Origin of the sequence: Streptomyces sp. V4I8 (assembly GCF_041261225.1) — a bacterium.
Taxonomy (GTDB): domain Bacteria; phylum Actinomycetota; class Actinomycetes; order Streptomycetales; family Streptomycetaceae; genus Streptomyces.
Window position 1 is genome coordinate 2653997 of the sequence record NZ_JBGCCN010000001.1, and the last position, 16495, is coordinate 2670491.

Genomic DNA, 16495 nt, shown 5'->3' on the forward strand with positions numbered 1-16495 from the left:
GGATCGCGATACGGGGTGCCTCTTGTTGTTGTGTGGCGGCTGCGGGTGCGTTCGGGCTTGTCGCGCCCACGCGGCGGAGCCGCAGATCGATTGCAGCCCCGCGCCCCTAAAGGGCGTAGGGGTCCGGGTACTTGCCCGGGCGGGCCAGGAACTCGAAGTCGCAGCCTGTGTCGGCCTGGGTGATCTGTTCGTTGTAGAGGGCGCCGTAGCCGCGCTCGTAACGGGTGAGCGGGGGTGCCCACTCGGCCCGACGTCGCGCCAACTCCTCGTCGTCGACGTTGAGTTGGAGGGTGCGTGACTCGACGTCCAGGGTGATCAGGTCGCCTGTCCGCACGAGGGCCAGCGGGCCGCCGACGTACGACTCGGGCGCGATGTGCAGCACACACGTGCCGTAACTCGTGCCGCTCATCCGGGCGTCGGAGATCCGCACCATGTCCCGTACACCCTGCTTCAGCAGATGGTCGGGCAGCGGCAGCATGCCGTACTCGGGCATGCCCGGGCCGCCCTTGGGACCGGCGTTGCGCAGCACCAGCACACTGTCGGCGGTGATGTTGAGCGACGGGTCGTTGATGGTCCGCTGCATCGTCTTGTAGTCGTCGAAGACGACCGCGGGCCCGGTGTGGTCGAGCAGGTGACGCTCGGCCGAGATGTGCTTGATGACGGCGCCGTCCGGGCAGAGGTTGCCGCGCAGCACGGCGACTCCGCCCTCGCCGGCGACCGGGTTGTCGCGGGTGCGGATGACGTCGTCGTTGTGGACGACGGCGTCCTTGATCTGCTCGCCGAGGGTGCCGTTGACGGTCGGCCGGTCCAGGTGGAGCAGGTCGGTGATCCGCGAGAGGAAGGCGGGCAGGCCGCCGGCGAAGTGGAAGTCCTCCATGAGGTACGTCTGTCCGCCCGGCCGTACGTTGGCCAGCACCGGCACGGTGCGTGCGATGCGGTCGAAGTCGTCGAGGGTGAGCTTGGTGCCCGCGCGGCCCGCCATGGCGATCAGATGGATGACCGCGTTGGTGGAGCCGCCGAGCCCGAGCACCGTGGTGACGGCGTCGTCGAAGGCCTCGCTGGTGAGGATCTCGGACGGCTTGAGACCGGTCCAGGCGAGTTCCACGGCCCGGCGACCGGAGGCGGCGGCCATCCGCTCGTGCCCGGAGTCGACGGCCGGGATCGAGGAGGCGCCCGGCAGCGTCATGCCGAGGGCTTCGGCCGCCGCGGTCATCGTGGACGCGGTCCCCATGGTCATGCAGTGACCGGGTGAACGCGCCAACCCGCCCTGCAGCTCCCGCAGTTCGCAGTCCGTCAGATTGCCCGCGCGGTGCTCGTCCCAGTACTTCCACATGTCGGTGCCGGAGCCGAGGGTCTCACCGCGCCAGTGCCCCGGCAGCATCGGTCCCGCGGGAACGAAGATCGACGGTATGTCGGCCGAGGCCGCGCCCATGAGCAGCGCCGGCGTCGACTTGTCGCAGCCGCCGAGCAGCACGGCCGCGTCGATCGGATACGACCGCAGCAGCTCCTCCGTCTCCATCGCGAGCAGGTTGCGGTACAGCATCGGGGTCGGCTTCTGGTACGTCTCCGAAAGCGTGGCGACCGGGAACTCGAGCGGGAAGCCCCCGGCCTGCCACACGCCCCGCTTGACCGCCTCGGCGCGCTCGCGCAGATGGACGTGGCAGGGGTTGATGTCGGACCAGGTGTTGAGTACGGCGATCACCGGACGGCCCCGGTACTCCTCCGCCTCGTATCCCAGCTGGCGCATCCGGGCGTTGTGGGACCAGGTGCGCAGCTGGCCCTCGGTGCCGTACCACTGGTGGCTTCGGAGTTCCTCGGGGCGCTTTCGCTCTCTGTCGGTCATATCGACCACCCGGACGCTATGGCGGCGACCTCGGCGCGCTCGTCCTCGGGCAGGTGCCGACTCGGCGGGCGCACGTCCCGGCGGCACAGACCCAGCGAGGCCAGGGCCTCCTTGACGACGGTGACGTTGTTGGCGGAGCCGTTCGCGGCGCGCAGTTCCTCGAAGCGGCGGATCTGCTCCCAGACCTTCATGGCGGCCGGGTAGTCGCCGGATCGAAGTGCTTCGATCATGTTCAGCGAGACGGCCGGGGCGACGTTCACGAGTCCCGAGGTGAAGCCGGTGGCGCCCGCGGAGAAGTACGAGGGGGCGTACGGCTCGGCGAGCCCGGCGACCCACACGAAGCGGTCGAGCCCCGCGTCCCGCGCGAAGGCGGCGAACCTGGCGGCGTCCGGGACGGCGTACTTCACGCCGATGACGTTCGGGCAGTCGTCGGCGAGTTCGGCCAGGCGCGCGCCGCCGAGCTGGGAGTTGCGGATGTACGGGACGACGCCGAGCTCGGGCACGGCCTCGGCGATGGCGCGGTGGTAGTCGACCCAGCCGTTCTGGGAGACGTACGGGTGGACGGGCTGGTGGACCATCACCATCTGGGCGCCGAGTTCGCGGGCGTGCCGGGCGGAGGCGATGGCGGTGGGCACGTCGTGGCCGACGCCGACGAGGATGGCGGCGTCGCGGTCGCGGGCCTCGTCGATCGTCAGCTCGGTGACGAGACGGCGCTCTTCGGGGGTGAGGGCGTAGAACTCGCCGGTGTTGCCGTTGGGGGTGAGGGTGGTGATGCCCCCGTCGAGCAGCCGACGCAGCAGGGCCCGGTGGGCGTCCTGGTCGACACTGCCGTCCTCGGCGAACGGGGTCACCGGGATCGCCACCACGTCGGCCAGGGCCGTCCGCTGGGTCTCGAACGTCGTGGTCATGCCGGACCGTCCTCTCCGTGGGCCTCGACCTCCGCGTCGGGGAAGGCCCGTTGCACGAACGAGGCGATGTGGGAGTGGAGGGCGCGCGCGGCGCCGTCCGCGTCGCCCTCCAGCGCGAGCCGCAGGATCTCCCGGTGCTCGCCGGCCTCCCGTTCCCAGGAGGGCGAGGCGGCCCAGGCGACGGCGGAGACGAGGGCGGCCTGGTCGCGGACCTCGTCGAGCATCCGGCCGAGCAGCGGGTTGCCGCACGGCAGATAGAGGGCGCGGTGGAACTCCCGGTTGGCGAGGGAGCGTTCGGCGGTGTCGTCGGCCGCGTCGGCGCGGGTCAGCGCGTCACGGGCGGCGGCGAGGGAGGCGCCGCGCTTCACGGCCCGCTTGAGCGCCTCGGGTTCGAGGAGCAGCCGCACGTCGTAGACCTCGCGCGCCATGTCCGCGTCCACCATGCGCACCGTGACGCCCTTGTACTGGCTCATCACGACCAGCCCGGTCCCGGCCAGCGTCTTGAGCGCCTCGCGGACCGGGGTCTTCGACACCCCGAACTGCGCGGCGAGCTCGGTCTCGACCAGGGCCTGACCGGGCGTCAACTGCCCGGTGAGGATGCGGCGTTTGATCTCCTCCAGCACGTACTGCGTGCGCGAGGGGATCGGCGTGGGCACAGAGGTCATGCGCGCCTCTCGGATCTTCGCGGGATTGGCTCTCGCGTATGGGATCTCACGTATCGCGTCTCATATATGACGTACGAAGTACGACGCGATGAAGGTAGGAGGGGCCGCATGTTTCGTCAATGCTTCTGACAAAGGAAGTTGGGGTTGCGGGCCTACGCTGCTGCGACAACACCCCAGGAAGGACAGAGCCGATGACGTTCGCACCGCTTCCCGGCCGACGGCAGGACCGGACATCGGCGTTCCGTCTGCAACTGGCCGAACTGGCCCCACTGGTCGGTGTCGGCCTCCCCGACCGGGTGCCGCGCGACCGGGAGTGGCAGGGGCAGGCGCGGCTGGCGTTCAGGCGGGCCCTGCGCGACGTGGAGACCTTGCCCGAGCAGCTCTTCGACCCGCTGCTGCGCACGGCCGTCCTCGACCCCGACCCGAGCCACAACCGGCTGTTCGTCGAGGCCGCCGTGACCGTGTTCGGCCGCCGGCGGGTGCAGAGCGCGTTGATCGAGTATGTGCGGACGGGAACCGACTTCGAACGCGCCGGAGCGGCCCGCGCCTGGTACTGGGCGCGGGCGGCGCTGAGATTCCGCGGCGGGCAGACGCTGGTGCCGACGCCCGAGAGCAAGGCGGAGGCCGACGCCGTGGCCGACCTCCGCGCCGTGTGGCACGAGGCCACGCTGCGCGAGTTCGTGCGCAACGAAGACCTCGACGTACGCCGCTGCGTCCTCCCCGGGCTCCCCCTGAACCCGCGCCACTACCCCGCCGGCCTGCATGACCTGGTGGCCGAGGCGGTACACATCGCGCGCACCCACCCCGACGAGTACCTGCGGCACCGGGTCGAGCACCAGCTCGACTGAAGGCCGTCCGCCGGGGCGGACATGGCGCGGCACATGCCAGAACCGCGACACCGACCCGACCCCGGCCCGACCCGACCCCGGCCCCGACCCGACCCGACCCCGACCCGACCCGATCCGATCCGGAACGGACTGGACCGGAAGGGACCGGAACGGACCGGACCGGAAGGGACCGGACCCGAAGGGACCGGACCCGAAGGGACCGGACCCGAAGGGACCGGACCCGAAGGGACCGGACCCGAAGGGACCGGACCCGAAGGGACCGGACCCGAAGGGACCGGACCCGAAGGGACCGGACCCGAAGGGACCGGACCCGAAGAGACCGGACCGGAAGGGACCGGACCGGAAAACACCCCAGGTCAGCGCTCCCGCGCCCACCCCGGGTCCCGTCCGCTCAGCCCGACCGCCCGGTCGAGCAGTGGCGCGTCGGCGGGGACCGCCACCACGGGACCGAAGATCTCACCTCGGCCGGCGTCGTCGACGGCGGCGAGGAGGAAGTCGTGCGACGCCTGCAGCGCGGCGGGGTCGGGGGCGTACTCCTGGCCGGTCGCGCGGGCCAGGTCCCAGCCGTGGATCACCAGCTCGTCCACGGTCACGGCGGCCGCCACTGGGCCCGGCAGGTCCACACCGCCCGCGCGGGTCATGCCGGTCCGGGCGCCGGGGTCACGCCACGCCTCGGCCAGTTCGTCGAGCACCTTGGGCAGCTCCTCGCGCCAGCCCGGCCCGATGTCCGGTACGGCGGCGTCCGGGCTGGTGTCGGTCGTGACGCCCAGGTCCTTGCGGGCAGCGTCACGGAAGGCGACGGTCAGGCCGAGCAGGTGCCCCAGCAGGTTGCGCACCGCCATGTCCGGGCAGGGCGTGGACGCCGAGAGCTGATCGTCGGTGACGCCGTCCGCGAGACGGGCGATGACGCGCGTCTGCGGTCCGAGGTCGAGGGTCGTGTCGCTCATGGGCCGGCTCCTCACAGGTCTGTTCCTGAAGGGTGGACCCACGGGGGCGGCGAAACTCATCGGTGGCGCCCCTGGCCCCCGCGTCCGCCCATGAGCAGTACCGACGGCCTCCAACGGATTCCCGCCGGGCCCGTCGGCGTGCCGCTCAGTCCGTCCAGTCCGCGCCCGTGATCCCGTCGGGGTGCCCCGCCGGCCACTGCACCAGCTCGATCCGGTTGCCGTCCGGATCGGTGAGCCAGGACGTCAGGAAGTCGTCCGAGCCGTCCGGCGACACGGGGGCCTCGGCCTCGATGCCGTGCGCGGCCAGCTCGGTGAGGGTGGCCGCCATCGACTCCACCTGGATGACGAAATGGTTGAGGACGCTTTGCTCGCCGCTTTGCTCACCGACGCCGACTTTGTGCTCCCCGGCGGGATCGTGGACGAGTTCGATGCTGACGAACGCGTCGCCGGGGAGCTTGAGCATCGTCAGGCTTCCGAACGGGGTGTCGGGGACGCTCCCGATCGTTTCGTAACCCACGGCCGTGTAGAACGCGAGCGATCGTTCGAGGTCTACCACACGGAGACCGAAGTGCAGAGTCCTCATCGATTCACCCTCTCTCCCGGGAAGCCAAAACGGCCCGCCGGGGAATCCGACGGACCGTCACCGCACTCCCGGTCAGATGTCAGCCGACCGGCTCCGCCGCAATGGCGGCCGACGTCTGCGCGATCGTCGGCTCTTCGGACTCGACGCCCTCTTCCCGCTGCTTCTTCAGAGCGAGTTCCTTGGCCGTCTTTTCCGAGAACAGCCTCATCTCAGCCTCGGTCCGGAGATCGAACACCATTGCCTCCTTCAAGCATTGTCGAGTCGCGGCTCTCTTGGTCACCGCGAGCGCCTCTTTGCCTGAACATTACCTTGCGCCCGGTCTCCGAGTCACGATCAAATTACGTTCGCACACAGGGAATTGGCGCACTGTTCACCTGACACGCCCCCCCCCGCACGCCCCCAGGGCGACCTCGTGGACGGCTTGCTCGGGCGGCCTACTTGGCGTACGCGGCCTACTTGGCGTACTTGGGCGGCTCACTTGCCGCGGGCCTCCGCGAGGGTGTGTGCGACGAGAGCGTTGGCGTGGCCGTGGCCCAGCCCGTGCTCGGTCTTGAGCCAGTTCACGAGCTCCGTGTGCTTGGTCAGGGGCGAGGAGCGGATGAGGTCGGTCCACTCGGCGATGGGACGGCCGTACTTCTTCTCGATGGAAGGGAAGTAGCTGGCCGGGCCCTTGACGGCGTCAGTCATGTCGGCAGTTCCATCCGGTTGCGGGCGAGGTTGTCGCGCCCTATGACCGGCGGGCGCCGCAGAACTCATCGGCCGGTGAAGGCGCGCTGCCGAACCTCGACGACTAGGGCACTTCCCCCATCCCCACACCCCCGCCTTAGACCCACGATGGCGTGGCATGACGACGACCACCACCCCCTGGCCCCTCCCCCGCGTCCTGCGCGACCGCGACGCCGCCCTCTACCTCGCCGGAGTCGTGGTGTCCGGCTTCGGGACCTCGGCGTTGTGGCTGGTGTCCGGCGTATGGGTCAAGGACCTCACCGGCTCCGACGGACTGGCCGCGCTGTGCATGCTCGCCATGTGGGCGCCCACCCTGGCCGGTCCGCTCCTCGGCACGCTCGCCGATCGCACCCGCCGCAAACCGCTGCTGATCGGCGCCAACCTCCTCCTGGCCGCCCTCCTGCTCACCCTCTTCACCGTCGACTCCCCGGACCGACTCTGGCTCCTCTTCGCGGTCCTGTTCGTCTACGGCGCCGCAGGCGTCGTCCACGACGCCGCCGAGTCCGCCCTCATCGCCTCCGCCGTGCCCGCGCCCCTGCTCGGCGACTTCAACGGGCTGCGCATGACGGCCTCCGAGGGCATGAAGCTCCTCGCCCCGCTGGCCGGCGCCGGCGTCTACGCGGCGTACGGCGGCGCGAGTGTCGCCCTGCTCGACGCGGTGACGTTCGTGGTCGCGACCGGCCTGTACGCGTGCCTGCGCGTCCGCGAGAGCAGGCCCGAGCCGCCGAAGGGAGGGTGGCGGGCACAGACCGCCGAGGGGGCCCGCTTCCTCTGGACGCACCCCCGGCTGCGCCCCCTCGTCCTGGCCGGCGGCACCACCATGCTGTGCGCCGGTCTCAACGGCGCGATGATCTACGCCGTCATCGACGGCCTCGGGCACGCCCCCGCGTACGCCGGTGTGCTGTACGCCGTCCAGGGCGCCGGGTCGGTGGCGATCGGGCTGCTGTCCGGCCCCGCGCTGCGCCGCCTCGGCGAACGCCGTCTCGCCGCGTACGGCATCGCGCTGACGGCCGTCGCGGCCGGCCTGCGGGCGATTCCGTCCGACCTCGTGGTCCTGGTCTGCTGCGCGGCGAGCGGCGTGGGACTGCCCTGCGTACTGATCGCCGCGCTCACCGCCGTGCAGCGCGAGACGCCGGACGCTCTGCTCGGCCGGACCGCCGCCACGGCCAACACGCTCGTCTTCACGCCGAACGTCATCGGGCTGGCGGTGGGGGCGGCGCTGGTCGAACTGCTCGACGTACGGCTCGTGTTGCCCGTCCTGGGCCTGGTGTGGCTGGTGACGGCCGTGCCGCTGCTTCAGAGCGCGGCGAGTGCCTCCCGTACCGCCACCAGGTCCCCGTCCGACGCCAACCCCGCGTGATAGAGCCGGATCTCCGTGGCGCCCAGCTCACGCGCGCGTGCCGTGTCCGACGCGAGCGTGCCCGGGCTGCCGCCCATCCCGGAGACCACGCCGAAGTTGGCGGCGATGACCGCGTCCTCACGGCCCTGCTCGGCGAACGGCGTCAGCAGACCGGGGCCGCCCGCGCAGGGTACGACCACGCCGTCCGCGACGGAGAGGATGTGCTCGGGGTCGACACCGGGGTTGGCGCCGACGTGGTACGTCACCGGGTCGGCGTGCAACAGCACCTGGAAGCCGTCGGGGGCGGCCTGGCGTACCGCCCGGACCGCCGTCTCCTGGAGCGTACGGGCCGTTTCGTCGCGCCACGCGCGCGTGGCCGCCGCGTTCGACTCGCCCAGCAGCTTCTCGACTCCGGGCCAGCCCTCGTCGGCGACCGTGCCCTGCCACAGCGGTTCGAGGGCGGCGCGTACGGCGGCCGCCAGCTCGTCGGCGTCCAGGCCCTGGGCGCCGTAGCCCTCCTCGCAGGTCGGGCAGAAGCAGAGCGCCATCAGGTACATCCCGGCGTCGCCGAGCGGCACCCCGCCGGTCTTGTCGTGCGCGTGCAGGTGCTGCAGGCCGTACCAGCCGAGGGACTCCAGCTCGGTACCGCGTGCTCCGGGCCGTACGGCGGCCTCGGCGGCCAGTTCGACGAGGTACGCGCGCGTGGCGGGCTGTGCGATGCACGGGGCCCACGGGTAGCGGTCGCCGTAGGCGTTGACGACCGAGGTGTCCGGGTGCTCGGCGCCCAGGCGGGAGTTGTGGGCGAGGACCACCCAGGTGTGCACCTCCAGAGCGGCGTCCGCGAGCGCGGCGGCCGCCTCGCCGAAGGCGTCGCCGGGTGCCCAGTCACCGGCCGGGTACGGACGCAGTGCGTGGCCCTGCCAACGGCCGTCCGCCGGGTAGAGCACGGCGGCGTGCTCGGCGGTGACGATGCGGTGGCGCGGGTGGCGGGGGGTGAGGGCGCGGGTGGAGTGGTAGGCGGCGGCGAGCGTCACCTGTCGCACGCCGAGGGCGGCGATCCTCCCGGGTGCCTCCGGGTCCCCGTTGACGTCCCAGGGGTAGACGAATGTCGACGCCTTCACTTGGTGTCCTCCGGCTCCTTCTCCAGCAGCGCGTATCCGCGCTCGATCACGTCGGCGAGCTGCTTCACATGATCCTCGCCCGGCTCGTGCAGCGGCGGCCGGACCTCCCCCACGTCCAGGCCGCGCATCCGTACGCCGGCCTTGACGAGGGCGACGGCGTATCCGCGGCCCTGGGCGCGCAGCTCGACGAACGGGCGGTAGAAGCCGTCCAGGAGGCGCGTGACGGTCGTGTCGTCGCCCGCCTCCAGCGCCCGGTAGAAGGCGAGGGCGATCTCCGGGGCGAAGCAGAACACGGCGGACGAGTAGAGCGACACGCCGATCGCGCGGTAGGCGAGCTGGGTCTGTTCGGCGGTCGGCAGGCCGTTGAAGTAGAGGAAGTCGCCGGGGGCCTCGGTGCGTACGGCGCTGACGATCCGCTGCATGAGGTCCAGGTCGCCGAGGCCGTCCTTGAGGCCGATGACGCCGTCCGTGCGGGCGAGTTCGATGACGGTGGCCGGGGTGAACACGGCGTTGTCGCGCTGGTAGACGATGACGGGGAGCGCGGTCGCCGCGGCGACCTCCTTGTAGTGCCGCAGCAGCCCCTCCTGCCCGGCGACGACGAGGTACGGCGGCATGGCGAGCAGCCCGTCCGCGCCGGCCGTCTCGGCGAGCTGCGCGTACCGCACGGCGAGGGCGGTGCCGTATCCGGCGCCCGCGACGACCGGTACGCGGCCCTCCGCCGCCTCGACGGCCGCCCGCACGCACGCCTCGTACTCCTCGGGGGTCAGCGCGTGGAACTCTCCGGTGCCGCAGCACGCGAACACGGCGGCGGCCCCGGCCTCGACGCCTTGCCGCACATGGGTGCGGTAGGTGTCGAGGTCGACCGAGCCGTCGGGGGCGTAGGCGGTGACGGGGAAGAACAGCGGCCCGCCGGGAATGCTGAGACGTGCGGCGAGGGGGGCTGGCGTCACGGGCTCTCCCTGGGGCGAGTACGGAACTTGAAGGACCGGTGCAGGATACTGATCAGAGTTTACGTTTATGAACGGCGGCTGCACCACCCTTGACTCGCCAGGGTCGTGATCCTTAACTTGTCCACGCATGTGAATACCGTGCACGCACGCGGCCGATCACTCAAGGAGTCCCGAGGATGCCCGCACCCCGCACCGTTCTGCTCACCGGCGCCGCCGGCGGCCTCGGCACCCTGATGCGGGACCTGCTCCCGGCGTACGGCTACGAGCTGCGGCTGCTCGATCTGCGCCCGATCGAGGGCGAGCCGGACGCGATCGTCGCCGACCTCGGTGACCGCGAGGCGCTGCGCGAGGCCGTGCGGGGCGTCGACGCGATCATCCATCTCGCGGGCATCTCACTGGAAGCCCCGTTCGAGAAGATCCTCCTGGCGAACATCGAGGGCACCTACAACCTGTACGAGGCCGCCCGCGAGGAGGGCGTCAGGCGTATCGTCTTCGCCTCCTCCAACCACGCGGTGGGCTTCACGCCCCGCCCTCGGGGCGACGCCCCCCTCATCCCCATCGACACCCCGCGCCGCCCGGACACCTTCTACGGCCTGTCCAAGTGCTTCGGCGAGGACCTCGCGCAGCTCTACTGGGACAAGCACGGCCTGGAGACGGTGTCCGTGCGCATCGGCTCCTGCTTCCCCGAGCCGACCAGCGTGCGCATGCTCTCGGTGTGGATGAGCCCCGCCGACGGCGCCCGCCTCTTCCACGCGGCCCTCACCGCCGAGAACGTCGAGCACACCGTCGTCCACGGCTCGTCCGCGAACACCCGCCTGTGGTGGGACCTGACCACCGCCCGCTCCCTCGGCTACGAACCGCAGGACGACTCCGAGCCGTACGCCGAGAAGCTCATCGCCGAGCAGGGCGAGCTCGACCCGGAGAACGTCGCGCACGCCTACCTGGGCGGCCATTTCGTGAGCGACCCGCCGATCTGGCCGTACTGACCGAAAAGAGTCGTCGCAGAGGCGGGCGGGCACCGAACGGGCCCGCCCGCCGCGCTATTCGGGCAGCTCCCAAGCCCCACGACCGCAGGCCGACATACGGCACGTAAGCGCCCCCAAGGGGCGCGGGGCTGTGACCTTTGCGACTCCGCCGCGTGGGCGCGACCAGCCACAACACACCCGCAGGCACCACACCACCGCACCACCCGAGTCCCGAGTCCGCCCCGGGCACACACAAGACCGAACGGGCACACTGCGGGCAGTATCACCCCCGTAACAGACCTGGTAACCGCCCCGTACCCGCTGTAGAACTTCCCCCATGGCCCCAGGAGGGCCCGAACGGGCAGTACAGCGAGGTAGGTGACGACCATGAACAGAACCGCGGAGGAACGCCAGCGCGAGATCGTCCGCGCCGCCCGCGCGAGCGGTTCCGTCGACGTCACCGCGCTCGCCACCGAGCTGGGCGTGGCCAAGGAGACCGTACGGCGGGATCTGCGCGTCCTGGAGGACCACGGCCTGCTCCGCCGTACCCATGGCGGCGCCTACCCCGTGGAGAGCGCCGGCTTCGAGACGACGCTCGCCTTCCGCGCCACCAGCCATGTCCCCGAGAAGCGCCGGATCGCGGCCGCCGCGGCCGAGCTGCTCGGGGACGCCGAGACGGTCTTCGTCGACGAGGGCTTCACCCCGCAGCTCATCGCCGAGTCCCTGCCCACCGACCGGCCGCTGACCGTGGTCACCGCGTCCCTTCCGGTCGCGGGCGCCCTCGCCGAGGCGGAGCACGTCTCCGTACTCCTGCTCGGCGGCCGGGTGCGGCGCGGCACCCTCGCCACCGTCGACCACTGGACGACGAAGATGCTGGCCGGCTTCGTCATCGACCTGGCGTTCATCGGCGCCAACGGCATCTCCCGCGAGTACGGCCTGACCACCCCCGACCCGGCCGTCAGCGAGGTCAAGACACAGGCGATCCGGGCCGCGCGCCGCACGGTGTTCGCCGGCGTGCACACCAAGTTCGGAGCGGTCAGCTTCTGCCGGTTCGCCGACATCAGCACGCTGGAGACGATCGTGACGAGCACCCTGCTTCCGGCCGCCGAGGCGCATCGGTACTCGCTGCTGGGACCACAGGTCATCCGCGTCTGACAACGTCCGAAAAGCAAACCCACTCCCCCTGGGGGCATCCACACGCCCCCGCATGCCCCTTATCTACCCATTGGCCCCATTTCCCTACGTCCCATCTCCCCTACGTCCAGGAGCGATCCATGCGAACCCAGAGCCGACGACGGCCACCGCGAGCCACGCTCGCCTTGGCCGCCGCAGGGACGCTGCTCGCCCCGCTGCTCTCCGGCTGCTGGGTCGGAGCCGGCGGGGCGGGGTCGGGCGGCAACTCGATCAACGTCCTGATGGTCAACAACCCTCAGATGACCGAGTTGCAGAAACTCGCCCCCCGCTTCACCGAAGAGACCGGCATCAAGGTTAATTTCACCGTCCTGCCCGAGAACGACGTCCGCGACAAGATCAGCCAGGACTTCGCCAACCAGGCGGGCCAGTACGACGTCGCCACCCTCTCCAACTACGAGATACCGATCTACGCCCGCAACGGCTGGCTGCACGAGATGAACTCGTACGTCGCCAAGGACCCGGCGTACGACGAGCAGGACGTCCTCAAGCCGATGCGCCAGTCCCTCACCGGCGACGACGGCAAGCTCTACGGCCAGCCCTTCTACGGTGAGTCGTCCTTCCTGATGTACCGCAAGGACGTCTTCGAGAAGGAGGGTCTGACGATGCCCGCGCATCCCACCTGGCAGCAGGTGGCGGACCTCGCGGCGAAGACGGACGGCGCCGAGCCGGGCATGAAGGGCATCTGTCTGCGCGGCCTGCCCGGCTGGGGCGAGGTGATGGCCCCGCTCACCACCGTCGTGAACACCTACGGCGGCACCTGGTTCGACAAGAACTGGAAGGCTCGTCTCGACTCCCCCGAGTGGGAGAAGGCGACGAAGTTCTATGTCGACCTGGTGCGTGAGCACGGTGAGTCGGGCGCGGCCCAGTCCGGCTTCGCCGAGTGCCTGAACAACATGACCCAGGGCAAGGTCGCCATGTGGTACGACGCCACCTCCGCCGCCGGATCCCTGGAGTCGGCGAACTCCCCCGTCAAAGGCAAGGTCGGCTACGCACCGGCCCCGGTCGAGAAGACGGAGTCCTCCGGCTGGCTCTACACCTGGGCGTGGGGCATCCAGCAGGCGTCCCGCAACCCCGACAAGGCCTGGAAGTTCGTGTCCTGGGCGTCGAGCAAGCAGTACGAGCAGCTGGTCGGCGACGAGATCGGCTGGTCCAACGTCCCGGCCGGCAAGCGTGCCTCCACCTACGCCAACCCGGCGTACCGCGAGGAGGCGGCCGCCTTCCAGGAGATGACCAAGGAGGCCATCGAGGGCGCCCGCCCGAACGACCCCGGCGTCCAGCCGCGCCCCGCGCCCGGCATCCAGTTCGTCGGCATCCCCGAGTTCACCGACCTCGGCACCAAGGTCTCCCAGGAGATCAGCGCGGCCATCGCCGGACGCCAGTCCGTCGACTCGGCCCTGAGGAAGTCCCAGCAGCTGGCCGAGAAGATCTCCGAGGAGTACGAGGGGCGATGACAGCGACGACCACGGCCCCCGTGGCCACGACACCCATGCGCACGACACGCCAACCCTCCGCCCGGCTGCGCGCCTGGGCGACCCGGGCACCCCTGCTGCCCGCCCTCATCTTCATGATCGTGGTGACCCAGCTGCCGTTCGTGGCCACGCTGGTGATCTCGTTCTTCGACTGGAACTCCCTCTACCCGGACGCCCGCCGCTTCACCGGCATCGACAACTACCAGGAAGTCCTCACCGACGCGGACCTGCGCCACTCGGTGTGGACGACCGTGCTCCTGACGGTCGCGGTGGTCCTGGCCAGCCTGGTCCTCGGCCTGGTCCTGGCGCTGCTCCTGGACCGGAGGTTCAAGGGCCGCGGAGTGGTCCGCACCCTGCTGATCGCCCCGTTCCTGGTGGTGCCCGTAGCCGCGGCCCTGCTCTGGAAACATGTGCTCTACAACCCCGAATACGGCCTGTTCAATGGGTTGTTGCACTATGTGGGCGGCCCACAGCCCGACTGGATCTCCAACACCCCACTGCTCGCGGTCGAGGCCTCCCTGGTCTGGCAGTGGACGCCCTTCATGATGCTGATCCTGCTGGCCGGCCTCCAGAGCCGCGACCACGAGCAGATCGAGGCGGCGAGGGTCGACGGCGCGAGCGACTGGCAGATCTTCCGCCACCTGACGCTCCCGCACCTGCGCCGCTACCTCGAACTCGGCGCCCTGCTGGGCTCGATCTACATAGTCCAGAACTTCGACGCGGTCTTCACGATCACGTCCGGCGGTCTGGGCACCGCCAACCTCCCCTACACCGTCTACCAGAGCTTCTACCAGGCCCACGAGAACGGCCTCGCCTCGGCCGCGGGCGTCCTGGTGGTCATCGGCTCGATCATCATCGCGACCTTCGCGCTGCGCGTGGTGTCGTCCCTGTTCCGCGAGGAGGTGTCGCGCGCATGAGTGCAGTGGCCGTACGACTTCGCAGCCGCCGCAAGGGAGTTGGCCTCGGCCTGGTGGCCTGGCTGCTCGGAATCGTCTTCTTCCTGCCGATCGCGTGGATGGCTTTGACGTCCTTCCACTCCGAGGAGGACGCGGCGACCAACCCGCCGTCCTTCGCCGCGTCGCTGACGCTGGACGGCTACCGCGAGTTCTTCGGCGCGGGCGGCGGGGCGAGCCCCTGGCCGGCACTGATCAACTCGACGGTGGCGTCAGTGGCGTCGACGCTCTTCGTCCTGGTCCTCGCCCTCCCGGCGGCCTACGCCCTGTCGATCCGCCCCGTGAAGAAGTGGACGGACGTCCTGTTCTTCTTCCTGTCCACGAAGATGCTGCCGGCCGTGGCGGGCCTGCTGCCGCTGTACCTGTTCGCGAAGAACACGGACATGCTCGACAACATCTGGCTGCTGGTCATCCTCTACACCTCCATGAACCTGCCGATCGCGGTGTGGATGATGCACTCCTTCCTGGCCGAGATCCCGGTGGCGATCATCGAGGCGGCAAGGGTGGACGGGGCGAAGCTCCCGACGATCCTCACGCGCGTGGTAGCCCCCATCGCGTTGCCCGGCATCGCCGCGACAGCCCTGATCTGCTTCATCTTCAGCTGGAACGAACTTCTCTTCGCCCGCGTGCTGACCGGCGTGGTGGCGGAGACCGCCCCCGTCTTCCTGACCGGCTTCATCACCAGCCAGGGCCTGTTCCTGGCGAAGGTGTGCGCCGCGTCGCTCGTCATCTCCCTGCCGGTGCTCGCCGCGGGGTTCGCCGCCCAGGACAAGCTGGTCCAGGGCCTGTCGTTGGGAGCCGTGAAATGAAGGCCGCCGTCATCGAGTCCGTGGGCAAGGCCGTCGTCGCCGAGGTCCCCGACCCGACGCCCGGCCCGCGCGAGGTCGTGGTCGAGGTCGCGGCCTGCGGCCTGTGCGGAACCGATCTCCACATCCTCCAGGGCGAGTTCGCCCCGAAGCTGCCGATCGTCCCCGGGCACGAGTTCGCGGGCGCGGTGGTCGAGGTCGGCACCCAGGTCACGGAGCTGTCGGTGGGGGACCGGGTCGCGGTGGACCCATCGCTGTACTGCTACGAATGCCGCTACTGCCGGACGGGCCACAACAACCTCTGCGAACGCTGGGCGGCGATCGGCGTGACGACCGCGGGCGGCGCCGCGCAGTACGCGGTGGCCCCGGTGGCGAACTGCGTACGGCTGCCCGAGCACGTCCGCACCCAGGACGCGGCCCTGGTCGAGCCGTTGTCCTGCGCGGTACGCGGCTACGACGTCCTCCGCTCCCGCCTCGGCGCCCACGTCCTGATCTACGGCTCCGGCACGATGGGCCTGATGATGCTGGAACTGGCCAAGCGGACCGGCGCGGCGAGCGTGGACGTGGTGGACGTGAACCCCACCCGCCTGGAGACGGCACGCAGGCTCGGCGTCTCGGCGTCGGCGGCGAACCCGGACGAGCTGGACCGCCCGCAAGGCTGGGACCTGGTGGTGGACGCGACAGGGAACGCGGCGGCGATCCAGGACGGCCTGGACCGGGTGGCCAAGGCGGGCACCTTCCTCCAGTTCGGCGTGGCGGACTACTCGACCCGCGTCACGGTCGACCCGTACCGCATCTACAACCAGGAGATCACCATCACGGGTTCGATGGCCGTCCTGCACAGCTTCGAGCGCGCGGCGGAGCTGTTCGCGAACGGCGTCCTCGACCCGGAGATCTTCATCAGCGACCGAATCCCGCTGGAGCGGTACCCGCAGGCGCTGGAGCAGTTCGCATCGGGGGTCGGCAGGAAGATCGTGGTGGTCCCGTAGGACTTCTTCGCCTACCCATCCCATCCCTGGGGGCTGCACCCCCAGACCCCCGCTTTCGGCCCTGAAGGGGCCTCGTCCTCAAACGCCGGACGGGCTGAAAAAAACCAGCCCCTCCGGCGTTCGAGGAGCGGGGTCCGGGGCGGAGCCCCAGAAGGACGGGACGGGTAGGGGCGTCGGGGGCGGAAACCG

General features: G+C 70.5%; 17 protein-coding genes. 8 read left to right on the forward strand and 9 right to left on the reverse strand.

Annotation, left to right across the window (positions count from 1 at the left end):
* Positions 1-106 precede the first annotated feature (106 nt).
* From araD to ABIE67_RS12060, 3 genes are read right to left on the reverse strand one after another with little or no spacing between them, the layout of a single operon-like run.
* Entirely contained in the window at positions 107-1843 is a 1737-nt protein-coding gene (gene araD / locus ABIE67_RS12050) for an L-arabinonate dehydratase (RefSeq protein WP_370256447.1), read from the reverse strand.
* Positions 1840-2751, reverse strand: coding sequence for a dihydrodipicolinate synthase family protein (locus tag ABIE67_RS12055; RefSeq protein ID WP_370256448.1), 912 nt, complete (start codon positions 2749-2751; stop codon positions 1840-1842). Before ABIE67_RS12055 ends, araD begins: the two co-directional genes overlap by 4 nt.
* Positions 2748-3416, reverse strand: coding sequence for a GntR family transcriptional regulator (locus ABIE67_RS12060; protein WP_370256449.1), 669 nt, complete (start codon positions 3414-3416; stop codon positions 2748-2750). The genes ABIE67_RS12055 and ABIE67_RS12060 overlap by 4 nt, the downstream gene beginning before the upstream one ends.
* Positions 3417-3607: 191 nt before the next feature.
* Between ABIE67_RS12060 and ABIE67_RS12065 the strand changes: the two genes are divergently transcribed.
* Positions 3608-4264, forward strand: coding sequence for a hypothetical protein (locus tag ABIE67_RS12065; protein ID WP_370256450.1), 657 nt, complete (start codon positions 3608-3610; stop codon positions 4262-4264).
* Between the two features lie 356 nt (positions 4265-4620).
* Here ABIE67_RS12065 and ABIE67_RS12070 read toward each other — a convergent pair whose 3' ends face one another.
* The 4 genes from ABIE67_RS12070 to ABIE67_RS12085 form a co-directional block, all read right to left on the reverse strand.
* Entirely contained in the window at positions 4621-5211 is a 591-nt protein-coding gene (locus tag ABIE67_RS12070) for a TIGR03086 family metal-binding protein (protein ID WP_370256451.1), read from the reverse strand.
* A 145-nt stretch (positions 5212-5356) separates the two neighbouring features.
* Positions 5357-5794, reverse strand: a complete 438-nt coding sequence (locus ABIE67_RS12075; RefSeq protein ID WP_370256452.1) for a VOC family protein — start codon at positions 5792-5794, stop codon at positions 5357-5359.
* A 79-nt stretch (positions 5795-5873) separates the two neighbouring features.
* On the reverse strand, positions 5874-6032 hold the full coding sequence (locus tag ABIE67_RS12080; protein WP_370256453.1) for a hypothetical protein: 159 nt from the start codon (positions 6030-6032) through the stop codon (positions 5874-5876).
* A 236-nt stretch (positions 6033-6268) separates the two neighbouring features.
* Positions 6269-6481 carry a DUF4287 domain-containing protein gene (locus ABIE67_RS12085; protein WP_370256455.1) on the reverse strand — a complete coding sequence of 71 codons (213 nt, stop codon included), beginning with the start codon at positions 6479-6481 and terminating at the stop codon, positions 6269-6271.
* 157 nt (positions 6482-6638) lie between these two features.
* On the opposite strand from ABIE67_RS12085, the gene ABIE67_RS12090 reads away from it, so the two are divergent.
* A complete protein-coding gene (locus ABIE67_RS12090; protein WP_370256456.1) occupies positions 6639-7880 on the forward strand; it encodes an MFS transporter in 1242 nt (413 codons plus the stop codon).
* Here ABIE67_RS12090 and ABIE67_RS12095 read toward each other — a convergent pair.
* A complete protein-coding gene (locus ABIE67_RS12095) occupies positions 7817-8980 on the reverse strand; it encodes a hypothetical protein (RefSeq protein WP_370256457.1) in 1164 nt (387 codons plus the stop codon). The genes ABIE67_RS12090 and ABIE67_RS12095 overlap by 64 nt on opposite strands.
* A complete protein-coding gene (locus ABIE67_RS12100; RefSeq protein WP_370256458.1) occupies positions 8977-9930 on the reverse strand; it encodes a 5-dehydro-4-deoxyglucarate dehydratase in 954 nt (317 codons plus the stop codon). Before ABIE67_RS12100 ends, ABIE67_RS12095 begins: the two co-directional genes overlap by 4 nt.
* 176 nt (positions 9931-10106) lie before the next feature.
* Here ABIE67_RS12100 and ABIE67_RS12105 point away from each other — a divergent pair, with 176 nt between their 5' ends.
* From ABIE67_RS12105 to ABIE67_RS12130, 6 genes are all read left to right on the forward strand, one after another.
* Positions 10107-10916, forward strand: coding sequence for an NAD-dependent epimerase/dehydratase family protein (locus ABIE67_RS12105; protein ID WP_370256459.1), 810 nt, complete (start codon positions 10107-10109; stop codon positions 10914-10916).
* 366 nt (positions 10917-11282) lie between these two features.
* Positions 11283-12050: a DeoR/GlpR family DNA-binding transcription regulator gene (locus ABIE67_RS12110; RefSeq protein ID WP_370256461.1), complete on the forward strand. Its 768-nt coding sequence runs from the start codon at positions 11283-11285 to the stop codon at positions 12048-12050.
* Between the two features lie 119 nt (positions 12051-12169).
* Positions 12170-13540: a sugar ABC transporter substrate-binding protein gene (locus tag ABIE67_RS12115; protein ID WP_370256462.1), complete on the forward strand. Its 1371-nt coding sequence runs from the start codon at positions 12170-12172 to the stop codon at positions 13538-13540.
* Positions 13537-14475 (forward strand): carbohydrate ABC transporter permease, encoded by a 939-nt coding sequence (locus ABIE67_RS12120; protein WP_370256463.1) that lies wholly within the window; start codon positions 13537-13539, stop codon positions 14473-14475. Before ABIE67_RS12115 ends, ABIE67_RS12120 begins: the two co-directional genes overlap by 4 nt.
* Positions 14472-15320: a carbohydrate ABC transporter permease gene (locus ABIE67_RS12125; protein ID WP_370256466.1), complete on the forward strand. Its 849-nt coding sequence runs from the start codon at positions 14472-14474 to the stop codon at positions 15318-15320. Before ABIE67_RS12120 ends, ABIE67_RS12125 begins: the two co-directional genes overlap by 4 nt.
* Positions 15317-16306: a zinc-dependent alcohol dehydrogenase family protein gene (locus tag ABIE67_RS12130; protein WP_370256467.1), complete on the forward strand. Its 990-nt coding sequence runs from the start codon at positions 15317-15319 to the stop codon at positions 16304-16306. The genes ABIE67_RS12125 and ABIE67_RS12130 overlap by 4 nt, the downstream gene beginning before the upstream one ends.
* Positions 16307-16495 lie beyond the last annotated feature (189 nt).